This is a genomic window from Pseudomonas gingeri (genome assembly GCF_013386165.1).
Classification (GTDB): Bacteria; Pseudomonadota; Gammaproteobacteria; order Pseudomonadales; family Pseudomonadaceae; genus Aquipseudomonas; species Aquipseudomonas gingeri_C.
Map to the genome: position 1 here is coordinate 1 of NZ_JACAOS010000033.1, position 24515 is coordinate 24515.

At 65.1% G+C, this 24515-nt stretch carries 2 protein-coding genes and 1 pseudogene; all 3 read left to right on the top strand.

The window, feature by feature from the left end:
- Positions 1 to 864 (top strand): annotated as a pseudogene (locus HX866_RS34985) (non-ribosomal peptide synthetase); the annotation flags it as partial.
- A 51-nt stretch (positions 865 to 915) separates the two neighbouring features.
- Entirely contained in the window at positions 916 to 10716 is a 9801-nt protein-coding gene (locus HX866_RS32675) for a non-ribosomal peptide synthetase (RefSeq protein ID WP_371319312.1), read from the top strand.
- Positions 10717 to 10720: 4 nt separating this feature from the next.
- Positions 10721 to 24322 carry a non-ribosomal peptide synthetase gene (locus tag HX866_RS32680; RefSeq protein ID WP_177141171.1) on the top strand — a complete coding sequence of 4534 codons (13602 nt, stop codon included), beginning with the start codon at positions 10721 to 10723 and terminating at the stop codon, positions 24320 to 24322.
- Positions 24323 to 24515: the final 193 nt, after the last annotated feature.

Genomic DNA, 24515 nt, shown 5'->3' on the forward strand with positions numbered 1-24515 from the left:
CTCTGGGATGAAGTCCGCCCGGCACACACCCGTCTGATCAACACCTATGGCCCGACCGAGGCAACGGTGTCCTGCACCGCCGCCTATGTCACCCACGATGCACTGGCCGGCAGCGAAGGCAGCGGCAACGCGACCATCGGCAAGCCGATGGCCAACACCCGGATCTACCTGCTCGATGCTCACCAACAGCCCGTACCTTACGGCGTGGCCGGTGAAATCTTCATCGGTGGCGACGGCGTGGCACGGGGTTATCTGAACCTTGAACAGGTCAACGCCGAGCGTTTCCTGATCGATCCATTCGGCACCAGCGCCGATGCGCGCATGTACAAGACCGGTGACCTGGCGCGCTATATGGCCGATGGTCGTATCGAATACCTGGGTCGTAACGACTTCCAGGTCAAGGTCCGTGGTTTCCGTATCGAACTGGGGGAAATCGAATCGCGTCTCGGCAATTGCGCCGGGGTCAAGGAAGCGGTGGTGATCGCCCGGGAAGATCGTCCGGGAGAAAAACGCCTGGTCGCCTATGTGGTCGCCCAGCCTGAAGCAAGTCTGGATGCCGCCGGCCTGCGCGCCGAGCTGGCGCCGCAACTGGCCGAGTACATGCTGCCAAGCGCCTTCGTGATTCTCGACGCGCTGCCGTTGACGCCCAACCGCAAACTCGACCGCAAGGCCTTGCCGGCCCCGGCCGACGATGCCTTTGCCAGTCGCACCTACGAGGCGCCGCACGGCAGGATCGAACAGATTGTCGCGGGTATCTGGCAAGACCTGCTGGGCATCGAACAGATCAGCCGTCACGACCGTTTCTTCGAACTCGGCGGCCACTCGCTGCTGGCCGTCAGCCTGATCGACCGCCTGCGCAAGCAGGGCCTGAACGCCAGTGTCCGCACCGTGTTCACCGCGCCCAGCGTGCAGGAAATGGCCCTGGCCATCAGCCTCGACAACCAGACCCTGTTCCAGGCGCCGGCCAACCGTATCCCGGCAGACTGCACGCACCTCACACCGGACCTGTTGCCGCTGGTGGAACTGAACGCCAGCCAGCTGGCACAGATCGTCAGCGCCGCTCCTGGCGGAGCGGCCAATATCCAGGACATCTACCCCCTGGCGCCCCTGCAACAGGGCATCCTGTTCCACTACCTGCTGGACAATGAGAGCGACACCTACGTGGTCCGCTCACTGATCGAGTTCGACGATCGCCAGCGCCTCGACGCCTTCCTCGACGCCCTGCAAGGGGTCATCAATCGTCACGACATCCTGCGCAGCTCGGTGCACTGGGTCGGCTTGCCGCAAGCGGTCCAGGTGGTCCATCGCCAGGCGCAACTGCCGGTACAGACCCTCACCCTGACGCCCGATGAAGATGCGTATACCCAGCTGGATCGCCTGACCGATCCGCAGCAGGTACGCCTGGACCTGCAACAGGCACCGCTGATGCGCGCCTGCATCGCCCGCGACCCGCACTCCGAGCGGTGGCTGCTGGCCCTGCTCGACCATCACATGATCAGCGATCACGTGACCCAGGAAATCGTCCTCGAAGAAATTCGCCTGCTGATGCAAGGCCAGGCGGCCGACCTGCCGGCCCCGCAACCTTATCGCGAGTTTGTCGCGCATATCCTCGCCGCCCCTTCCGAGATCCACGAAGACTACTTCAGCCGTCGCCTGGCCGACGTCGAGGAGCCGACTGCGCCTTTCGACCTGCTGGAAGTTCAGGGCGACGGCAATCACATCGACGAAGCCGAAGTGCAACTGAGTGACAGCCTCAGCCGACACATCCGTGACCTGGCGCGTGAGCGCGGGATGCCCGCAGCGGTGTTGTTCCATGTGGCCTGGGCCCAGGTACTGGCCCGTTGCACCGGTCGCAACGACGTGGTCTTCGGCACCGTGGTCGCCGGCCGCCTGCAAGGGTCGGCGGGGGCCGAACGGGCCCTCGGGGTATTTATCAACACCCTGCCGGTGCGCGTGCAACTGGCCGCGCAAGGCGCCCATGAACTGCTACTGGCGACCCACCGTGACCTCAGCGAACTGCTGGCCCACGAACAGGCGCCCCTGGCCCTGGCCCAGCGTTGCAGTGGCGTGGCTAGCGGCGTGCCGTTGTTCACCAGCCTGCTCAACTATCGCCACCAGGGGGCGGACAGCCGCTTGCAATGGCCGGGCATGCGCCTGCTGGAAAGCGCCGAGCGGACCAACTACCCGCTGGCCCTGGCGGTCAATGATTACGGCGATGCCTTCAGCTTGTTGATGCAAAGCGTACGGCCGCTGGACCCGCAACGCCTCTGCGCCTTGATGCAGCGCGCCCTGGAGCAATTGACCGAGGCACTGCTGCACACCCCGCAGATCGCGCTCAGCCAATTGGACGTGCTGCCGCTCTCCGAACGCACCCTGTTGCTGGAGACCTTCAACCAGACCGTGCAGGACTACCCGGCGGACGTTTGCATCCAGCACTTGTTCGAAGAGCAGGTCCGGCTACAACCCGAGGCCAGCGCCCTGGTCTTCCAGGCACAGCACCTGAGCTATGCCGAGTTGAATCGCCAGGCCAACCGTATCGCCCATCGCCTGATCGGCCTGGGCATCGGCCCGGATGATCGGGTGGCGATCTGTGTCGACCGCACCCTGGAAATGGTCGCGGGGCTGCTGGGGATTCTCAAGGCCGGCGCCGCCTATGTGCCGCTCGACCCGGCCTATCCGCTGGATCGCCTGACCTACATGCTGGAAAGCTGCACGCCGGCGCTGATCCTGACCCAGGAAGCCTTGAGTGGGGTGCTTCCGCAAAGCGCCGTGCCGGTGTTGCTGCTGGATCCCGAGCATGCACAAGGCGAAGGTTTCCTGGCCCAGTCCGAGGCCGATCCGGTACGGGCTGATCTGCGGGGTGAGCATCTGGCCTATGTGATTTACACCTCGGGCTCCACCGGCAATCCGAAGGGCGTGCAGATCCCCCATCAGGCCTTGAGCAACTTCCTGCGCTCGACGAGCCGCGAACCGGGGCTTTCGGCGCAGGATCGTTTGCTCGCCGTGACCACCATTTCCTTCGACATCGCCGCCCTTGAGCTGTACCTGCCGCTGGTCAACGGTGCCTGCGTGGTCATGGCCTCCCGCGAGGCGGCCATGGACGGCCTGCAATTGCAGCGCCTGCTCGACGAACAGCGGATCAGCGTGATGCAGGCCACCCCGGCCACCTGGCAAATGCTGGTGAGCAGCGGCTGGACCGGCAAGTCGGACCTGCGGGTTTTCTGTGGTGGCGAAGCACTGCCCCGCAGCCTGGCGCGCGAGCTGCAGTCGCGCAGCCGTGAACTGTGGAACCTCTATGGCCCGACGGAGACCACGATCTGGTCCTGTGTCGAACACGTCGAAGGCCAGGGCGAGTCGATTTTCGTGCCGATCGGCAAACCGATGGCCAATACCCGGACCTACCTGCTGGACGAGCATTACCAGCCAGTACCACTGGGGGTCGCGGGTGAGCTGTATATCGGTGGCGCGGGCGTGGCTCGCGGCTACCTGAACCGCGACGACCTGACCGCCGAACGCTTCCTCAACGACCCGTTCAGCCAGGACGCCGCGGCACGTATGTACCGCACTGGCGACCTCGCTCGCTACCTGCCGGACGGCACGCTCGAATACCTGGGGCGCAATGACAACCAGGTGAAGGTCCGTGGTTTCCGCATCGAACTGGGCGAAATCGAAGCCCGTCTCGCCGCCTACCCCGGGGTCAAGGAAAGCGTGGTGCTGGCACGGGAAGACCAGCCGGGCGAAAAACGCCTGGTGGCCTACTTCACCACACAGCAACCTGAAGCGCTGCTGGAGGCCGAAAGCCTGCGCAGCCATCTGCAAGAAACCCTGCCGGAGTACATGGTCCCGACGGCCTACATGCAGCTCGATGCCTTGCCCTTGACACCCAACCGCAAAGTCGACCGCAAGGCGCTGCCGGCACCGGAGGGCGCAGCCCTGGCCAGCCGCGAATACGTAGCACCGCAAGGCCGGACCGAAGAGCGCCTGGCCGCGATCTGGGCCGACCTGCTGCACCTGGACAGGATCGGTCGCAACGACAACTTCTTCGAACTCGGCGGCCACTCGCTGCTAACCGTGCAACTGCAGGCCCGCCTGCATCAGGACCTCGGCGTCGAGATCAACCTGCGCAGCCTGTTCGGCCTGAGCTCCCTGCCGGCCCTGGCCGAATGCGTGGACCAGACGGCGCGGTCACAGGTCCAGTCCATTGAAGTGATATCCCGCGATCAGGAGCTGCCGCTATCCCTGGCCCAGCAACGACTGTGGTTCCTCGACCAGTTGGACCACGCCGCCAGCGTCGCCTACCACATGCCGGCGGCCCTGCACTTGCGCGGCCAGCTCGACCGTGAGGCCCTGCAACGGACCCTGGACCGCATCGTTGCCCGTCACGAAAGCCTGCGCACCACCTTCGAACGGCAGGACGATAAAGTCCGCCAACACTTTGCTGGCGAAAACATCGGCTTTGCCCTGGTCGAGCACGACCTGCGTGCCCTGGCCGGCGAAGCCCGGCAACAGCAGGTCGAGCAACTGAGCCAGGCCGAGGTCCAGGCGCCTTTCGACCTGAGCCAGGGTCCGCTGATTCGCGGACGCCTGCTGCAACTGGCCGAGGATGAACACATCCTGCTGGTCACCCAGCACCACATCGTCTCCGATGGCTGGTCCGTGGCCGTGCTGATCGACGAGTTCAACCGCCTGTATAGCGCCTTCAGCCAAGGCCTCGACGACCCATTGCCAGCGCTGGCCCTGCAATACGCCGACTACGCGGCCTGGCAACAACAGCACCTGCAAGGCGAACGCCTGCAAACCCAGACCCGTTTCTGGAGCGAGCACCTCAGCGGTGCGCCAGCTTTGCTCGAACTGCCGAGCGATCATCCACGGCCGCAAGTGCAAAGCTACCGCGGCGCCACCTTGGCACTGGAACTGCCCGCAGCGCTCAGCCGCCGCTTGCGGCAGTTCAGCCAGCAACAGGGCCTGACCCCGTTCATGACCCTGCTGGCAGCCTGGTCGATCCTGCTCTCGCGCCTGAGCAACCAGTCGCAAGTCGTGGTCGGTACCCCGGTGGCCAACCGCCCACGCCAGGAAACCGAAGCGCTGATCGGCTTCTTCGTCAACACCCTGGCCCTGCGCGTCGATGTCCAAGCCCACAGTCGCGTGGACCAGTTGCTGGCACAGATCAAGGCCATCACCCTCGACGCCTACAGCCATCAGGACTTGCCTTTCGAACAGGTGGTTGAAGCCCTGCAGCCGGAACGCAGCCTGGCCCACAGCCCGCTGTTCCAGGCGATGCTGGTGCTCGGCGATACCCCACGCGACCAGGTGCTGGCCCTGCCCGGCCTGGAACTGACGCCACTGCCCCAGGCTACCGGCACCACCCAGGTCGACTTGAGCCTATCGCTCAACGACGACGGTGAAAGTATTCACGGCCAGTTCGAATACGCCACCGACCTGTTCGACGAGAGCACCATCCAGCGCTGGAGCCGCCACCTGTTGCAATTGCTCGACGCCCTGCTCGGCGATGTCGCACAACCGCTGGCAAGCCTGCCCTTGCTGGATGCAGAGCAGCGCCAACAACTGCTGGAGACCTTCAATCCAGCCCAGGCGCCTCTGGACGAAAGCCCACAGCGTCTGCCCCATCGGGTCTTCGAGGCACAGGCCGCACTCACTCCGGACGCCGTGGCGCTGGTCTGCGCCGGGCAAACCCTCGGTTACGCCGAACTCAATGCCCGGGCCAACCGGATCGCCCACCGTTTGATCGCCCTCGGGGTGCGTCCGGACGACACCGTGGGCCTGTGCGCTCGCCGCAGCCCGGAGATGGTCATCGGCCTGCTCGGTATCCTCAAAGCCGGTGCCGCCTACGTGCCACTGGACCCGCAATACCCGGCGCAACGCCTGGCCCATATGCTCGCCGACAGTGCACCACGGGCCCTGGTGTTCCAGCAGGAGCTGGACCAACTGCCACTGCCCGCGGGCCTGGCGACACTTGAACTGAGCGACCCGACGCTGCTCGACGTGGCCGATCACAACCCGCAGGTTCCGGCGCTGAACTTCAGCCATCTGGCCTACGTGATCTACACCTCGGGCTCCACCGGGCTGCCCAAGGGCGTGATGGTGGAACATCGCGGCCTGCGCAACCTGCTCGACTGGTACCTCGAGGACCTGGCGTTGCACGCCGGGGATGCGGTGTTACTGGCCTCCTCCTACAACTTCGACCTGACCCAGAAAAACATCCTCGCGCCGCTGATGATCGGTGCCGCGCTGCACCTCGCCGCAGAGCCGTTCAACCCGGATGCCATCGTCACGCAGATCGCCGAGGCCGGCCTGACCCACCTCAATATGTCACCCAGCGCTTTCCACGCCCTGGTGGAGTCGGATACCCGCCAAGCCCTGGCCTGCCTGAAACGCGTGGTGCTGGGCGGCGAACCGATCCAGATCGCCATGCTGGAAAAACTCGCTCAACCACGACCGGCGGTGATCAACAGCTACGGTCCGACCGAGTGCAGCGACGTGGTTGCCTGGCACCAGGCGGACAGCGACCTGGCGACCTACCAGGATCGCTCGATGCCGATCGGCAAACCGATCCGCAACATGCAACTGCATGTCTTGGATGAACACGGTCAACTGTTGCCGGTGGGGGTACGTGGAGAGATCCATATCGGTGGCGTCGGCGTCGCCCGTGGCTACCTGAACCGCGCGGACCTGAGTGCCGAGCGCTTTGTCGCCGACCCGTTCTCGGGCCAGGCCAACGCCCGCCTGTACAAGACCGGCGACGTTGGCCGCTGGTTGCCCGACGGCACGCTGGAATACCTCGGCCGCAACGACGACCAGGTGAAAATCCGTGGCCTGCGCGTCGAGCTGGGGGAAATCGAGGCGGTCCTCGCCGCCCTTCCCGGTGTCCGCGAAGCCGCCGTCATTGCTCGCGAACACAACGACGACAAGCGCCTGGTAGCCTATCTATGTGGTGAACCGGCAACGGCCGAACAACTGCGTGCCGAACTGCTGACCCGCCTGCCTGGGCATATGGTGCCGAGCGCCTTCGTGGTGCTGGAAGCCTTGCCCCTGACCCCGAACGGCAAGCTGGATCGCCGCGCCTTGCCCGAACCGGGCCAGGACGCCTACGCGAGCCGTGCCTACGAGGCGCCTCAAGGTCCGGTGGAACAGGTTATCGCCGACATCTGGCAGCAACTGCTGGGGCTTGAACGGGTCGGTCGTCACGACCGCTTCTTTGAACTCGGCGGCCACTCGCTGATGGCGGTGAGCCTGATCGACCGTCTGCGCAAGGAAGGTCTGAATGCCAGCGTGCGCACCGTGTTCACCGCGCCCAGCGTGCAGGAAATGGCCGAGGCCATCGGCCGCGACAAACAAGCCCTGTTCGAAGCGCCGGCCAACCGCATCCCGGCCGACTGCACACAGCTGACACCGGACATGTTGCCACTGGTGCAACTGAGCGCTGCCGAGCTTGAACGGATCGTCGCCGCCACGCCCGGCGGGGCCGCCAATATCCAGGACATCTACCCCCTGGCACCGCTGCAGGAAGGCATCCTGTTCCACCATCTGCTCGGCCAGGAAGGCGACGCTTACCTGTTGCGTTCGCTGATCGAGTTCGACAACCGCCAGCACCTCGACGCCTTTATCGGCGCCTTGCAGGTGGTGATCGAACGCCATGACATCCAGCGCACGGCCGTGCATTGGGAAGGCCTGCCCCAGGCGGTGCAAGTGGTCCATCGCCACGTCCACCTGCCGGTGCACAGTGTCACCCTCGACAGCGACAAGGACCCCGTGGAGCAGTTGCTCGCCCTGAACGATCCACGGCACTTGCGCCTGGACCTGCACCAGGCACCGCTGGCACGTGCCTGCATCGCCCGCGATCCGCACTCCGAGCGCTGGCTGCTGGTCCTGCTCAACCACCACATGACCAGCGACCATGTCACCCTGGAAATCGTCCTGGAAGAAATCCACGCGATCCTCCACGGCCAGGTCGACAGCCTCCCGGCGTCCCAGCCCTACCGCGACTTTATCGCCCTGACCCAGGCCACTCCGGTCGAAGTCCATGAAGCCTACTTCAGCCGCCGTCTGGCCGACGTCGACACCCCCACCGCGCCTTTCGACCTGCTGGAAGTCCAGGGCGACGGCCATCACATAGAAGAAGCCGAGGTGCACCTGAGCAACGCCCTCAGCCGGCGTATCCGAGCCCAGGCCCGCGAGCGCGGGATGCCTGCGGCGGTGCTGTTCCATGTGGCCTGGGCCCAGGTGCTGGCCCGCTGCACCGGTCGCGATGACGTGGTCTTCGGTACCGTGGTCGCCGGCCGCCTGCAAGGTTCGGCGGGTGCCGAACGTGCCCTCGGGGTGTTTATCAACACCCTGCCGGTGCGCGTGCAACTGGCTTCGCAAGGTGCCCATGAACTGGTGCTGGCGACCCACCGTGACCTCAGCGAGTTGCTCAGCCACGAACAGGCACCCCTGGCCCTGGCCCAGCGTTGCAGTGGCGTGGACAGCGCCGCACCGTTGTTCACCAGCCTGTTCAACTACCGGCACCAGGCCGATGACAGCCAACAACAATGGCCGGGCATGCGCCTGCTCGAAAGCGAAGAACGGACCAACTACCCGCTGTCCCTGTCGATCAACGATTACGGCGATGACTTCGGGCTGCTGATCCACAGCGTGCAGCCAGTGGAACCACAACGCCTCTGCGCCTTGATGCAGTGCGCTCTGGAGCAATTGACCCAGGCACTGATGTACACGCCAAAGATCCTGCTCACAGAACTGGATGTGCTGCCGCTCGCTGAGCGCACCCTGTTGCTGGAGACCTTCAACCAGAACGTGCAGGACTACCCGACCGAAGCGTGCATCCAGCACCTGTTCGAAGAGCAGGTCCGGGTACAACCCGAAGCCATCGCAGTGGCCTTCCAGGCACAACGCATGAGCTATGCCGAGCTGAACCGCCAGGCCAACCGCCTGGCCCATCACCTGATCGGCCTGGGCATCGGCCCGGACGATCGGGTAGCGATCTGCGTCGAACGTGGCGTCGAAATGATGGTCGGCCTGCTGGGCGTGCTCAAGGCCGGTGCCGCTTATGTGCCGCTGGACCCGGCCTACCCGGCCGAGCGCCTGGCCTACATGATCGAGGACAGTACGCCCTCGGCCTTGTTGACTCAGCGTGCCTTGCAGGATGGCTTGCCCCCACTGGCCTTGCCGCTGGTGCTGCTCGACGATGATCAACGCCAAGGCTTCAGCGAGCGTGACGACAATCCCGTGGTGCCAACCCTGGGTGCGCGCAACCTCGCCTACGTGATCTACACCTCCGGCTCCACCGGTAATCCGAAAGGGGTGATGATCGAACACCGTGGCCTGGTCAACTACAGCCTCGATGCGGCGCGTCTGTTCGGCCTGACTCCGGCGGACACCGTGCTGCAACAGAACACCCTGAACTTCGACCTGTCGGTGGAGGAAATCTTCCCGGCACTGCTGGCCGGGGCCACCCTGGCGCCGAGCCGGGAAGTCTTCGGCAGCGAGGGCTCGGAGAATCACGGCATTCGTCCGACCTTCCTGCATATGACGGCGGCCCACTGGCATACCCTGGTTGCCGAATGGCACAGCCAGCCGCAGGTCGCAGCACAGCGCCTGGCGGATGTGCGCCTGATCAACGTCACCGGCGACGCCCTGTCGGCGCAGAAGCTCAAACTCTGGGATGAAGTCCGCCCGGCCCACACCCGCCTGGTCAACACCTATGGCCCAACCGAGGCAACGGTGTCCTGCACCGCCGCCTACGTCACCCACGATGTCGTGGCCGGCAGCGAGGAAAGCGGCAACGCGACCATCGGCAAACCGATGGCCAACACCCGCATCTACCTGCTCGACGCTCAGCAACAGCCGGTGCCATACGGCGTGGCCGGTGAAATCTTTATCGGTGGCGACGGCGTGGCAAGGGGTTATCTGAACCTTGAGCAGGTCAACGCCGAACGCTTCCTCGCCGATCCGTTCAGCGCCAGCCCTGATGCCCGCATGTACAAGACCGGCGACCTGGCCCGCTACATGGCCGACGGCCGTATCGAGTACCTGGGCCGCAATGACTTCCAGGTCAAGGTTCGTGGTTTCCGTATCGAACTGGGGGAAATCGAGTCGCGCCTCGGCAGCTGTGCCGGGGTCAAGGAAGCGGTGGTGATCGCCCTGGAAGACCGTCCGGGGGAAAAACGCCTGGTGGCCTATGTGGTCGCCCAGCCGGAGACCCACCTGGATGCCGCCGGCTTGCGCGCCGAACTGGCGCCACAACTGGCCGAGTACATGCTGCCGAGTGCCTTCGTGCTCCTCGACGCGCTGCCGTTGACGCCGAACCGCAAGCTCGACCGCAAGGCCCTGCCAGTCCCGGGTGCCGAAGACTTTGCCCACCGCGAGTACGAAGTGCCCAGCGGTGAAACCGAAGAACAGTTGGCCGCTATCTGGGCCAACCTGCTGGGCATGGAAAGGATCGGTCGTCACGACAACTTCTTCGAACTCGGCGGCCATTCGCTGCTGGCGGTGCAAGTCATCCTGCGGGCCCGCGAGGCCTTTGACGTCGAAGTGCCCCTGCGGGGCCTGTTCGAACACCCGTCGCTGCAGGCCCTGGCCGACCTGATCACCACCCTGCAATTGGCCCAGTACGAGTTGGACGAGTTGCTCGACCTGCAACAAGAAATGGCTTCGCTGTCTGAAAGCGAACTGCTCGCTATCGTCTCCAAGGATGCTTGATAAATTGAACACTCATAACGATAGTCTCGACCAGTTGAAACGTGCCGCCCTGCTGCGCCTGCTCAAGCAGCGCGGCGCCACGCGGGTCGTCGAAACCACCCAGGACGACATGATTGCCGTGGACCGCGAAGGTCCGCTGGCGCTGTCGTTCGCCCAACAACGCCTGTGGTTCCTCGATCAACTGGACCCAACGGCCAGTGCCGCCTACCACATCCCGGCGTCGCTGGTGCTGCGCGGCGGGCTTGATCACAAAGCCCTCAAGGCCGCCCTGGATCGCCTGGTGGCGCGCCATGAAAGCCTGCGCACCACCTTCCGCCGTGACGGCGAGCAGCCGGTGCAAGTCATCGCCCCGGCCGACTGCGGTTTCAGCCTGGTGGAGCACGACCTGCGCCACCTGCCCCGGGAACAGGCCGAAGCCCAGGCCGCCGAACTGACCGAACAGGAAGCCGCGGCCCCCTTCGATCTACTGAACGGGCCGCTGATCCGTGGCAGCCTGCTGCGCCTGGCCGACGATGAGCACCGGCTGCTGATCACCCAGCACCACATCATCTCCGACGGCTGGTCCATCGACGTGCTGGTCAAGGAATTCGCCGCGCTGTACCAGGCGTTCAGCGCCGGCCAGGCCGATCCCCTGCCGGCCCTGGCCCTGCAATACGCCGACTACGCGGCCTGGCAACGCCGGCACCTGGAAGGCGAGCGCCTGAGCCAGCACGTGGAGTTCTGGCGCAGCCACCTGGCCGGTGCCCCGGCCTTGCTCGCGCTGCCCACCGACCGGCCACGCCCGGCGGTGCAGGACTACCGTGGCGAGACCCTGGGCTTTGACCTGCCCGTCGCGCTGTCCGAGGCCATTGCCAAGTTTGCCCAATCCCGCGCCGCCACCCCGTTCATGACCCTGATCGCCGCCTGGGCGGTGTTGCTGGGCCGGATCAGTGGCCAGCAGGACGTGGTGATCGGCACCGTGACCGCCAACCGCGACCGTCTGGACGTGCAAGGGCTGATCGGTTTCTTCGTCAACACCCTGGCCCTGCGCGTGCGCCTGGACGCCAATCCGAGCCTCGACCAGGTACTGCAACAGGTCAAGGAACTGCTGCTGGAATCCGCCAGCCACCAGGACACACCGTTCGAGCAGGTCGTCGAAGCCCTCAAGCCGCCGCGCAGTGCCAGCCACAGCCCGGTGTTCCAGACCATGCTCTACACCAACGCCGGCGGTGCTGGTGGGCAGTTGCAATTGGCGGGCTTGAACCTGGAGTTCCTGCCGTCGCACAAGGACAACACCCAGCACGACCTGTCGCTGCACATCGATGAAGGCAGTGCGAACCTGTCCTGCAGCCTGTCGTACTCCACCGCCTTGTTCGACGCCAGCACCATCGAACGCCTGACGACGCGCTTCGAGCGCCTGCTGCGCTGCTTTACCGAGGCGCCACAGACCCGCATCGGCGCCCTGGAACTGGACGCGGCCCTGGCCCTGCCCGAGGTCAGCGCACTGGCGCCGGTCCCGGCGCGGCTGCCACTGTCCTACCACCAGGAGCGGGTCTGGTTCGTCGACACCTTCGAAACCGGTTACTTGTACGAAGCCAATCCGATCTATCACAACGTCGCCCTGCTGCTGGAAATCTACGGCGAACTGCAGGTCCCGGCCCTGCAAACCGCCCTCGACGGGCTGTTGGCACGCCATGCCATTCTGCGCTGCCGCGTACATTCCGACGGCGCCAGTGCCTGGCAGAGCTTCGACGGTCCGGCCAGCCTCGCGCTGGAACAGCTGCAAAGCACCTCGGGCGAAATGAACGCCCGCGCCCTGGCCGAAACCCGCCGTCCGCTGGACATGAACGGCGGCAGCCTGGTGCGTGCCAGCCTGGTTCGCGCGGACGAGAAAAACGCCGTGCTGGCCCTGGCCGTGCATCACCTGCTGGCCGATCGCACGTCGATGCAACTGATCAAGCGCGACCTGCTGGCACTCTATGAAGCCGCCTGCGCCGAGCGCGAGGCCAACCTGCCGGCGCTGTCCCTGGGTTACGGCGATTTCGCCGCCTGGCAACGCCAACTGCCGGCCGCCGTGCGGGAAAACCTGCGGGCCTACTGGGCCTATCAGCTGCGCGGCAAACTGCAAGCCCTGGAACTGCCGCTCAACCGGCCACGGGCGGCGGTGCATGTCTTCAACGAAGCCACCCATGAATTCGCGATCGATGCGGCGCTGGTCAAACGCCTCGACGAACTGGCCCGGGAAGTCGGCGTCAGCGCCGACAGCCTGGCCCTGAGTGCCTTCACCGCCCTGCTGCGACGCTATGCCGGGCACGATGAACTGGTGATCGGCACCACCGCGGCCTGTCGCGAACCGGCTCTGCAAGAGGTGGTCGGCCCGCTGGACAACCTGCTGGTGATCCGTGGCGCCTGCGACAGCGATACCACCCTGCAAGCCTTGTTGGAACAGACCGCCGGCACCCTCGCCGACGCTCGCCGCCATCGCCATATGCAGTTCGACCAGCTGGTGCTGGCGCTCAATCCGGCCAAGGACATGAGCCGTACCGCGCTGTTCGACGTGCTGTTCAACTTCCAGCCTGCCGGCGACAGCCGCACCTTGATCGCCGGGCTGGAGGTCAACAGCCTGGAAACCAACCTGGGCTATGGCAAGAACGACCTGCACCTGCTGATCAGTGCTGGCGAGCAACACTGGAACGGTCACCTGGCCTACAACGCCGACTTCTTCGACCCTGAATTTATCCAGCAATTGATGCGCCATTACGTGCGCCTGTTGCAGGCCTTTGTCGACACCCCGCAACAGCGGGTCGACGATGTGGCCCTGCTTGATAGTCACGAACGCCAACGACAGGTTCTCGACTTCAACGATACCGAAGCCGCCTGGCCCGACAGCCTGACCCTGCAGCAGATCTTCGAGGAACAGGCGCGCCTGACCCCGGACAATATCGCCGTCAATCTCGGCGAAGAGCGCCTGAGCTATCGCCAGCTCAACGAGCAGGCCAACCGCCTGGCCCACAGCCTGCGTCACGCCGGTGTGCAGCCCCAGGAACTGGTGGCCATCGTCCTCGAGCGCTCGCTGGCGATGATCGTCGCCACCCTCGCAGTACTGAAGGCCGGCGCCGCCTATGTGCCGATCGACCCCGGCTCGCCAGCCGAGCGTATCGCCTATGTGTTGCGTGACAGCGGTGCCCGCAAGGCCGTCGCCGGCTCGGACATGCGCTCGGCCCTGCTGGCGCTCGACATCGAAGTCTTCGCCCCTGAGTCCCCTGACGCAGCGCGCCACAACGTCCAGGAATCGGCCAACCTGCCCAACGTCAACACCCCGGACCATCTCTGCTATGTGATCTACACCTCGGGCTCCACCGGCGAACCCAAGGGTGCGCTGCTGGAACACCGTAACGTCGTGCGGCTGATGCACAACAGCCGTTCGGAATTCGCCTTCAATGCCGAAGATGTCTGGTCGCTGTTCCACTCCAACGCCTTCGACTTCTCGGTCTGGGAAATGTACGGCGCCCTGCTCTATGGTGGCCGCCTGACCCTGGTCCCTGAAGCCCTGCGCCGCGACCCGGCGGAGCTGCTGGGCTTCCTTGAACGTGAACAGGTCAGCGTGCTCAACCAGACGCCGTCGGCCTTCCTGCAGCTCAGCGGCGCCGCCTTGGCCAACAGCGCAGTGCGCCTGGAACACTTGCGTTACGTGATCTTCGGCGGTGAAAGCCTGGAGCTGGGCAAGCTCGAAGCCTTCCATCAAGCCTTCGCCCATGTGGCGCTGGTGAACATGTACGGCATCACCGAAACCTGCGTACACGTGACCTACAAAGCCATCGGCGCCGCGGATATCGCCGCCGGTATCTCCAACGTCGGCCGGCCGATCCCGACCACCGTGGCCTATGTCCTCGACACCCAACAGCGGCTGCTGCCGATTGGCGTGGCCGGGGAAATCTGCGTCGGCGGCCTGGGTGTCGGTCGTGGTTACCTGAACCGCGAGCCACTCACCGCCGAACGTTTTATCGCCGACCCGCTGCGTCCCGGCGAGCGCCTGTACCGCTCCGGTGACCTGGGCAAGCTGCTGGACAACGGCGAGATCATTCACCTGGGCCGGATGGACGCCCAGGTGAAGATTCGCGGTTTCCGTATCGAACTGGGGGAAATCGAGGCCAAACTGCTGGCCTGTGATGGTGTGCGCGAAGCCAGGGTCCTGGCCCGCGATGACGCGAGCCAAGGTAAACGCCTGATTGCCTACCTGATCGCCAAGCCCTCGGTACGCCTGGAAGTGGCCGCCCTGCGCAAGCAACTGGGCGCCACCCTGCCCGACTACATGATCCCCAGCGCCTTTGTCAGCCTGGCGGCCTACCCGCTGACCGGCAACGGCAAGCTGGACCAGGACGCGCTACCGGCGCCGGACCTGGATGCCATGTCCGAACGCGGCTACACCGCCCCCGAAGGCGCCACCGAACTGGCCCTGGCGCAGATCTTCCAGGAACTGCTGGGCCTTGAACGCGTGGGCCGCCATGACGGTTTCTTCGAACTCGGCGGCCACTCCCTGCTAGCCGCGCAACTGGTTTCCCGGGTACGCCAGCAACTGGGCGGCGAGATGATGCTGCGCCAGCTGTTCAGCCACCCGACCGTCGCCGAACTGGCACGGGTGGTCGTTGGCCTGCAAACGAGCGAAACCGAGAGCATCGAGCCGATCGAGCGCAATGCGCCGTTGGCGCTGTCGTTCTCCCAGCAACGCCTGTGGTTCCTCGATCAGCTCGATCCGGGGGCCAGCAACGCCTATCACATGCCGATGTCGCTGCTGTTGCGTGGCGATCTCGACCGGAGCGCGCTCAAGGCCGCCCTCGACCGCCTGGTGGCACGTCACGAAAGCCTGCGCACCACCTTCGCACGCCACGGCGAACAGCCGGTGCAGATCATCGCCCCGGCAGACTGCGGTTTCAGCCTGGCCGAGCAGGACCTGCGCACACTGTCCTACGAACAGGCCAGCCTCAGCGCCTCGCGCATCGGCAACAGCGAAGCCACCGCGCCCTTCGACCTGCGCCAGGGTCCGCTGATTCGCGGGCGCCTGCTGCGCCTGGCGGATGACGAGCACATTCTGCTGATCACCCAGCACCACATCATCTCCGACGGTTGGTCGGTGGGGGTTCTGGTCAAGGAGTTCGCCGCTCTCTACCAGGCCTTCAGCCAGCAACAGGAAGACCCGCTGCCCGCCCTGTCGATCCAGTATGCCGACTACGCCGCGTGGCAGCGCCGCACCTTCACCGGCGAACGCCTGGCCGAACAGGCCGAGTTCTGGCGTGGACACCTGGGCGGCGCTCCGGCGCTGCTGGCGCTGCCCACCGACCGACCACGCCCGGCGGTGCAGAGCTATCGTGGCGGCGATGTACCGGTGCTGATCGATGCGGCGCTTTACCAGCGCCTGGAACGCTTCTGCCAAGCCCACAACATCACCCTGTTCATGGGCCTGCTCAGTGCCTGGTCGGTGCTGATGGCACGCCTGGGTAACGAACGCGACGTGGTGATCGGCGTACCGACCGCCAACCGTGGCCGAACCGAAACCGAAAACCTGATCGGCTTCTTCGTCAACACCCTGGCCCTGCGCGTCGACCTGGGGCAGAACCCGAGCGTGGCGCAGTTGCTGGAACAGGTCCGCCAGACCACCCTGGCGGCGCACGAGCACCAGGATATTCCGTTCGAGCAAGTGATCGAGGCCTTGCAGCCGCCGCGCTCCCTGAGCCACAACCCGCTGTGCCAGGTCGCCATGTCGCTGGACAATACCTCCACCGGCGGCGAACTGAGCCTGCCGGGACTGAGCCTGCTGCCCGTGGCCCAGGCCCTGGAAACCGCGCAATTCGACCTGATGCTGACACTGGCCAGCGAAGACGGCACCCTGCGTGGTGTCATCGAGTACGCCAGCGACCTGTTCGACCGCTCGACCGTCGAACGTTTCGCCCAGCACTTCCAGATCCTGATCGAAGCACTGGTCGCAGATGACACACAACCGGTACTCGGCTTGCCGTTGCTGACCCCTGCGCAGCGCCAGGCCTCGCCGGCGCTGCTGCCGCCGAAAGCGTCTTTCGCGGTCGAGCAACTGATTCACCAGCGCTTCGAAACCCAGGCGGCCAATCACCCGCAGCGCACCGCCCTGGTCTTCGGCGAACAAACCCTGACCTACCAGGCCCTCAACCGTCGCGCCAACGGCATTGCCCGCGCCCTGCTCGCCCAGGGGGTGCGCCCGGATGATCGGGTAGCGATCCTCGCCCTGCGCGGTGTCGATATGCTCTGCGCGGTACTGGCCGTGCTCAAGGCCGGCGCGGCGTATGTGCCGCTGGACCCGGCCTACCCGGCCGAACGCCTCGCCTACCTGCTGGACGACAGCGCACCGGTCGCCTTGCTGGCGCAATCGGCCTGCCTCGACGGCCTGCTGGCGCATAACGTGCCGGTGCTGAAACTCGACGAGTTGAACCGCGAAGACGCCGCCAGCGACAGCAGCCTGGACCTCAACCCCCAAGCCGACGAACTGGGCCTGGCGCCACAACACCTGGCCTACGTCATCTACACCTCGGGCTCCACCGGTTTGCCCAAAGGCGTGCTGGTGGAGCATGGCAACGTCGCGCGGTTGTTCGACACCACCGTCGGGCTGTTCGACTTCGATCACAACGACACCTGGACCCTGTTCCACTCCTTCGCCTTCGACTTCTCGGTCTGGGAAATCTGGGGTGCCCTGACTTACGGCGGCAAGCTGGTGATCGTGCCGAGCGACGTGGCCCGTTCGCCGGATGACTTCTATGCCCTGGTCTGCCAGCAGCAGGTCACGGTGCTGAACCAGACGCCGAGTGCCTTCCGCCAGTTCATCGAGGCACGCAACCGCAGCGAGGAAGAACACAGCCTGCGCGAAGTGGTCTTCGGCGGCGAAGCCCTGGACTTCCGCAGCCTGCGGCCATGGACCGCGACTACCCCGCTGTCGCGTACCCGTCTGGTGAACATGTACGGCATCACCGAGATCACCGTGCACGCCACCTATTATCCGGTCAGCCAGGCCGAGATCGACACCGCGGCACCGAGCCTGATCGGCCCGGCGCTGCCGGACCTGTGCCTGCGCATCCTCGACGACTACCAACAACCGGTGCCGGTGGGCGTCAATGGCGAGATCTACATCGGTGGCGCCGGGGTCGCCCGGCATTACCTGAACCGTGACGCGCTGAACGCCGAACGCTTTATCGCCGACCCGTACTCCAATGTACCGGGTGCCCGCCTCTATCGCACCGGCGACGTCGCCCGTTATCGAACCGATGGCGGCGTGGTCTACGTCGGCCGCAACGACTCGCAGATCAAGATCCGCGGTTTCCGTATCGAACTGGGTGAGATCGAAGCGCAACTGCTGGCCTGCGTCGATGTCCGCGAAGCCCTGGTGATCGTCCGTGAGGACCAACCCGGCGACAAACGCCTGGTGGCCTACCTGATCGCCGAAGACGGCAGCGCTCCCGAATCATCGGCACTGCGCAGCCAACTGGCCAGCGTGCTCGCCGAACATATGCTGCCGAGCGCCTTCGTGACCCTGGCGGCCTGGCCGCTGACCACCAACGGCAAGCTCGACCGCGCGGCCCTGCCGGCACCGGACCTGTCCGCCGCCGTCAGCCGTCATTACGAAGCTCCACTGGGGGCCATTGAAACCACCCTGGCCGCTGCCTGGCAGGAATTGCTCGGGGTTGAACGGGTCGGTCGCCAGGACCACTTCTTCGAACTCGGCGGTCACTCCTTCCTGGTCATCAGCTTGATCGAACGCCTGCGCCAGGCCGGCCTGCAACTGGATGTGCGCACGGTGTTCTCGGCGCCGACCCTGCAAGCCATGGCCACCGTCCTCGCCGGCGGCGGCAGTGCCGAGCGGGTGGTCCCGGCCAACCTGATCCCGGCCGACTGCACCGCATTGACCCCGGAAATGCTCCCGCTGGTGACGCTGAGCCAGCAGGAGATCGAGCAGATCGTCGCCGATGTTCCGGGCGGCGCGGCCAACGTGCAGGACATCTACCCACTGTCGTCCTTGCAGGAAGGCATCCTGTTCCACCACCTGTTGCAGTCCGAAGGTGATGCCTACCTGATGCGCACCGTGGTGATCTTCAACACCCGCACCTTGCTCGACGACTTCCTGAGCGCGGTGCAAGTGGTGATCAACCGCCATGACATCCTGCGCACCGCCCTGCGCTGGCAAGGCTTGCCACAACCGGTGCAGGTGGTCCACCGCCAGGCCCAGTTGCCGATCATCAACCTGGTCACAGAGCCCGGTGAAGACGCCCAGCAGATGCTGCGCGAGCGTACCGACACCTATCACCTGCGCCTGGACCTGCAACAGGCACCGCTGATCGCGGCGTACATCACCTACGATGCCCAGCGCGAACAGTGGCTGCTGGCGTTGCTCGACCATCACCTGATCAGCGACAACGTCACCTTGCGTCTGATCACCCGGGAGATCCAGGCCGTGATGGCCGGCCAGGCCGACGACCTGCCGGCGTCCCAGCCATATCGCAACTTCATCGCCCAGGCCGCCAACGTCTCCCAGGCCGAGCATGAGGCCTACTTCCGTCAGTTGCTGGCGGATGTCGACGCCACCACGGCACCTTATGGCGTACTGGATGTACGCGGCGGCGATGCCGGGATCCTGCGTTCAGTGCAACACTTGAGCGACGACCTCAGTGCCCGCGTGCATCACACCGCGCGGACCCAGGGCGTACCGACCTCGGTGCTGTTCCATGCGGCTTGGGGCCTGGTGGTCGCCGCGACCAGCGGACGCGACGACGGGATCTTCGGCACCGTGCTGTCGGGGCGCTCCCAGGGCACGGCCGGCGCCGACCATGCGCTGGGGATGTTCATCAATACCCTGCCGATGCGCATTCGCCTGCAGCAAAGCAGCGTGCGTGACATCGTCCAGAGCGCCTACCAGCAACTCAGTGAACTGCTGACCCACGAGCAGGCGCCCTTGGCCCTGGCCCAGCGTTGCAGTGCGGTGGATGCGTCGCTGCCGTTGTTCACGGTGATCCTCAACTGCCGTCACGGCGACCTGGTGAATGCCTCAGGGGAAAGCTTCGAGGACATGGACGACCAGGAAGGCATCCACTTCGTCGCCTCGGAAACCCGGACCAACTACCCGATCGAAATTGCCGTGGCGAACGTCGGCAGCGGCTTCTCCCTGACCGCGCAATCGATCACCGGCATCGACCCGCAGCGCATCGCCGCCTATCTGTATCAGGCCGTTGCCCAATTGGTCGAGGCCCTTGAACAGGACCCCACACGCCTGGCCGCCAGCCTGCAAGTGCTGCCTGAAGACGAACGGCAATTGCTGCTCAACGACTTCAACGCCACCACCAGCGCCTTCGCCCCGGCAGAACCGATCCATGCCCTGTTCGAAACCCAGGTTCGCGCCAATCCTGACGCCATCGCCCTAGTCTACGAAGATCGCCAACTGAGCTATCGCCAGCTCAATCGCCGTGCCAACCATCTGGCCCAACAACTGTTGGCCCTGGGTGTACAACCGGATGAACGCATCGCGATCTGCGCCGAACGTAGCCTGGAGATGATTGTCGGCCTGCTCGGGGTGCTCAAGGCCGGTGCCGCTTATGTACCGATCGACCCGGCTCACCCGGCCGACCGCATGGCGTACATGCTGCAAGACAGCCAGCCCCGTGCCCTGTTGACCCAGGCCGCACTCACCCTGCCGGCTGGCGACACGCCGTTGTTGCTGCTCGATACCGCCGAATCACTGCGTGCCGCAGACGACGAAGCCTTCGACAGCAACCCGACGGTTCCGGGGCTGACGCCTGAAAACCTGGCGTATGTCATCTACACCTCCGGTTCCACCGGCCAATCCAAAGGCGTGATGGTCGAGCACCGTTCGGTCTTCAACTTCTGGAATGTGCTGACCCGTACCACTCACAAACATTGCCCGACACCCGCGACCGTTGCCCTGAACGCCGGTTTCTTCTTCGACATGTCGATCAAGGGCATCTCGCAGCTGTTCTCCGGCCACAAGCTGGTAATCATTCCGCAACTGATCCGCGCCAGTGGCAGCGAACTGCTGGACTTCCTCGAAGCCCACCAGGTGCATGCCTTCGACTCGACCCCGTCGCAGCTCGATACCCTGCTCTCCGCCGGTCTGCTGGAACGCAACAGCTACCAGCCGGTCAGCGTGCTGCTGGGGGGTGAAGCGATCAACGCCAGCACCTGGGAGAAGTTGCGCAACTGCCAGACCATCCACTTCTACAACATGTACGGCCCGACCGAATGCACGGTGGACGCCACCATCGACCTGATCCGCGATCTCGGCGAAAAACCGAGCATCGGCCGACCGTTTGCCAACGTCCAGGTGCATGTCCTCGATGCCCGTGGCGAACCCGCGCCACTGGGTGTGGCCGGGGAAATCCATATCGGCGGGGTCGGTGTGGCCCGTGGTTACCTGAACCGTGACGAACTGAGTGCCGAGCGTTTTATCGCCGATCGCTTCTCCAGCGTCGCCAATGCCCGCCTCTACAAGACCGGCGACCTGGGCCGCTGGATGGCTGATGGCACCCTCGAATACATGGGCCGCAACGACTTCCAGGTGAAGATCCGCGGTTTCCGTATCGAACTCGGTGAAATCGAAGCCAAGCTGATGGCCTACCCGGGTATCCGCGAAGCCATCGTGATCGCGCGCAATGACAGCCAGGGCGAATCCGACGACCAGCGTCTGGTCGCCTATGTCTGTGGCGAGGCGGTACCGGCCGAGCTGCTGCGCGGCGAACTGCTCAAGCATCTGCCCGAGTACATGGTCCCCAGCGCCTTCGTGCACCTGGAAGCCCTGCCCCTGACCGCCAACGGCAAGCTCGACCGTCGCGCCCTGCCCGCTCCGGGCCAGGACGCCCTGGCGAGCAAGGTCTACGAGGCGCCGCAAGGCGATACCGAAGTGGCCATCGCCGACATCTGGAAAGGCTTGCTGCACCTGGATCAGGTCGGTCGCAACGACGGTTTCCTCGAACTCGGTGGGCATTCGCTGCTGGCGGTACAGTTGCTCTCGCGACTGCGGCGCAAGCTCGGCGCGCGGATCACCCTGCGCGAACTGTTCGACGCACCGACCGTGCGTGGCCTCGCCTCATTGGTCAACGCCAGCGCGCCAAGCGAAGCGCAGTCGATTCCCCTGGCCAACCGCTCGGGCCGCTTGCCGCTGTCGTTCTCCCAGCAACGCCTGTGGTTCCTCGATCACCTGGATCACGCCGCCGGTGCCGCCTACCACCTGCCGGTGGCCCTGCGCCTGAGTGGCCGCCTGGACAAGGCGGCCTTGCAGGCGACCCTGGATCGCCTGGTGGCGCGCCATGAAACCCTGCGCACCCGCTTTGAACTGGTGGACGGCGAGCCGCTGCAGAAAATTGCCCCGGCCGATACCCGCTTCCCACTGGCACAGGAAGACCTGCGTGCCCTGCCAGACGATGAACGTGCAGAGACCCTGGCCCGCCTCGGTCAGGACAATGCCACGCAACTCTTCGACCTGAACCAGGGCCCACTGCTGCGCGGCCTGCTGCTGCAAACCGCCGACGACGAGCATGTGTTGCTGATCACTTTGCATCACATCGTCTCCGACGGCTGGTCCAACAGTGTCCTGGCCCATGAAGTAAGCGTGCTGTACAGCGCCTTCAGCCAAGGCCACAAAGACCCGTTGCCGGCCCTGGCCCTGCAATACGTGGATTACGCCGCCTGGCAGCGCCAATCCCTCGACGGCCCGGCGCTGCAAGCCCAGGTCGACTTCTGGCGCAAACACCTGGAAGGTGCGCCGAGCCTGCTGAACCTGCCGCTGGATCGTCCGCGTCCGGCGATCCAGAGTTATGCCGGTGGGATCGTCAACTGCGCTTTCTCGCCGGCCCTGAGCGCCGACCTGCGAGCTTTCAGCCAGGCCCAGGGCAGCACGCTGTTCATGGTGCTGCTGGCCGGCTGGTCGGTGCTGATGAACCATCTCAGCGGCCAGGCCGATGTGGTGGTCGGCACCCCGGTCGCCAACCGTCAACGCCCGGAGCTGGAGCCGTTGATCGGCTTCTTCGCCAACACCCTGGCGTTGCGCGTTGCCAGCGGACCCGACACCCGTGTCGTCGAGCTGCTCGGGCGGATCAAGGACCTGACACTGGCGGCCTACAGCCATCAGGACCTGCCGTTCGAGCAGGTGGTCAGCGCCTTGCAGCCGACCCGCAGCATGAGCCACAGCCCGTTGTTCCAGGTGATGTTGAGCCTGGACAACACCCCGCCGGCGCCGCTGCAACTACCCGGCCTGCAGGTCGAGTCCATGGACAGCGCGCACCGCACCACGCAGTTCGACTTGTCCTTGTCACTGGTGGACACCGCCGAACGCATCGGCGGCAGCCTGCAATACGCCAGCGACCTGTTCGACACCGAAACCGTGGAGGCCATCGCCGGGCTGTTTGCCAAGGTCCTGGAGAACCTGGTGGTCGACGCGCAGCAGTCAATCGGCCAGGTACTGGAAAACACCCCGGCGTTGCCGCGCTCGGCCCATGCCGTGCTGGCACCCGCCACCGTCGAAGAGCCACAACCCGAAGCACGGCCTTACGAAGCCCCTCAAGGCGATACCGAGATCGCCATCGCCACGCTGTGGAAGGACCTGTTCAAGCGGGAGCAGATCAGCCGGCATGACGACTTCTTCAGCCTTGGCGGTATTTCGCTGATGGCGGTGCAGATGGCTTCGCGGTTGCGCAAGGTCCTCGGCAAGCCGATCGCGGTGCGTGACCTGTTTGTCGAGCCGACCATCGCCGGTTTCGCCCGGACCCTCGACGGCCAGGCGCGCCCCGGTCAGCACAGCAACCTGGTCCCGGTCCGTCGCACGGGCTCGCAACTGCCGCTGTTCCTGGTCCACCCCCTGGGCGGCGAAGTGCAATATGTCCGCGATCTGGCCCCGGTGCTCGATCCACAGGTACCGCTCTACGGCCTGGCCGCCAGTGGCCTGGTCGCCGGCGAAACACCGTTGTTCGAGGTGCCCGCCATGGCCGCGCGTTACCTGGCGGCGATTCGCCAGGTCCAGCCGCAAGGGCCTTACCGCATTGCCGGCTGGTCGGCCGGCGGCCTGATCGCCTATGAAATGGCCCGTCAGCTGCAAGCCGGCGGCGAGCAATTGGAGTTCCTCGGCATCATCGACGCCTCGGCACGCCCTGAACAGGCCGAGCCGGAGTCCTTGAGCGAAGGGCAATTCCTCATGGACTGGCTGCCCGAGCAGATCGATCCGCAGGTGCACCAGCGACTCACCGAATTGGCCCGGGAGAGCGCCATCGAGGCGATGTTGAGACTGTGCATGGAGCACCAACTGCTGCCGGAGGAACTGCCCCGGGATGTCGATGCCGGCTTGCTTCGCGGCTATCTCGCGGTGGCCTATGCGACACGCCTGGCCATCGGTGCCTATGTGAGCCCGCCGGCCCCGCTCAAGGTGGCGCTGTTTACCGCCAGCGGGCAGGAACGCAGTGATCCGCTGCTGGGCTGGGGCGCCTTGCTCGGGGCCTCGGTGAGCCTCACGGCGCTGCCCGGAACCCACGACACGCTGGTCAAGGCCCCTTATGTCAGCGCACTGGGCCAGGCGATTTCCCAGGCGTTGAAGGACGGTATCCGGCCATGATGCGTATTAGAGAAGGCTTTTCACTCGCAAAAGTGTCAGCGTCAACTAAACAGCGCCAGCTCGGCGGCGTAGGATGTCCCTGTTTTCCATTACAGACTTATCCTACGTAACTGAGCTTAATTATCACTATTGACTGAATCGTTTTTTGTGAAGGGATTCACGGGTGATACCTGAACTTCAGGGTATCAAGGCA

What these genes read in the sequence shown, in the direction of transcription:
- HX866_RS32675 (WP_371319312.1), top strand. Translation starts at nt 916, where the DNA reads ATGGCCCTGGCCATCAGCCTCGACAACCAGACCCTGTTCCAGGCGCCG.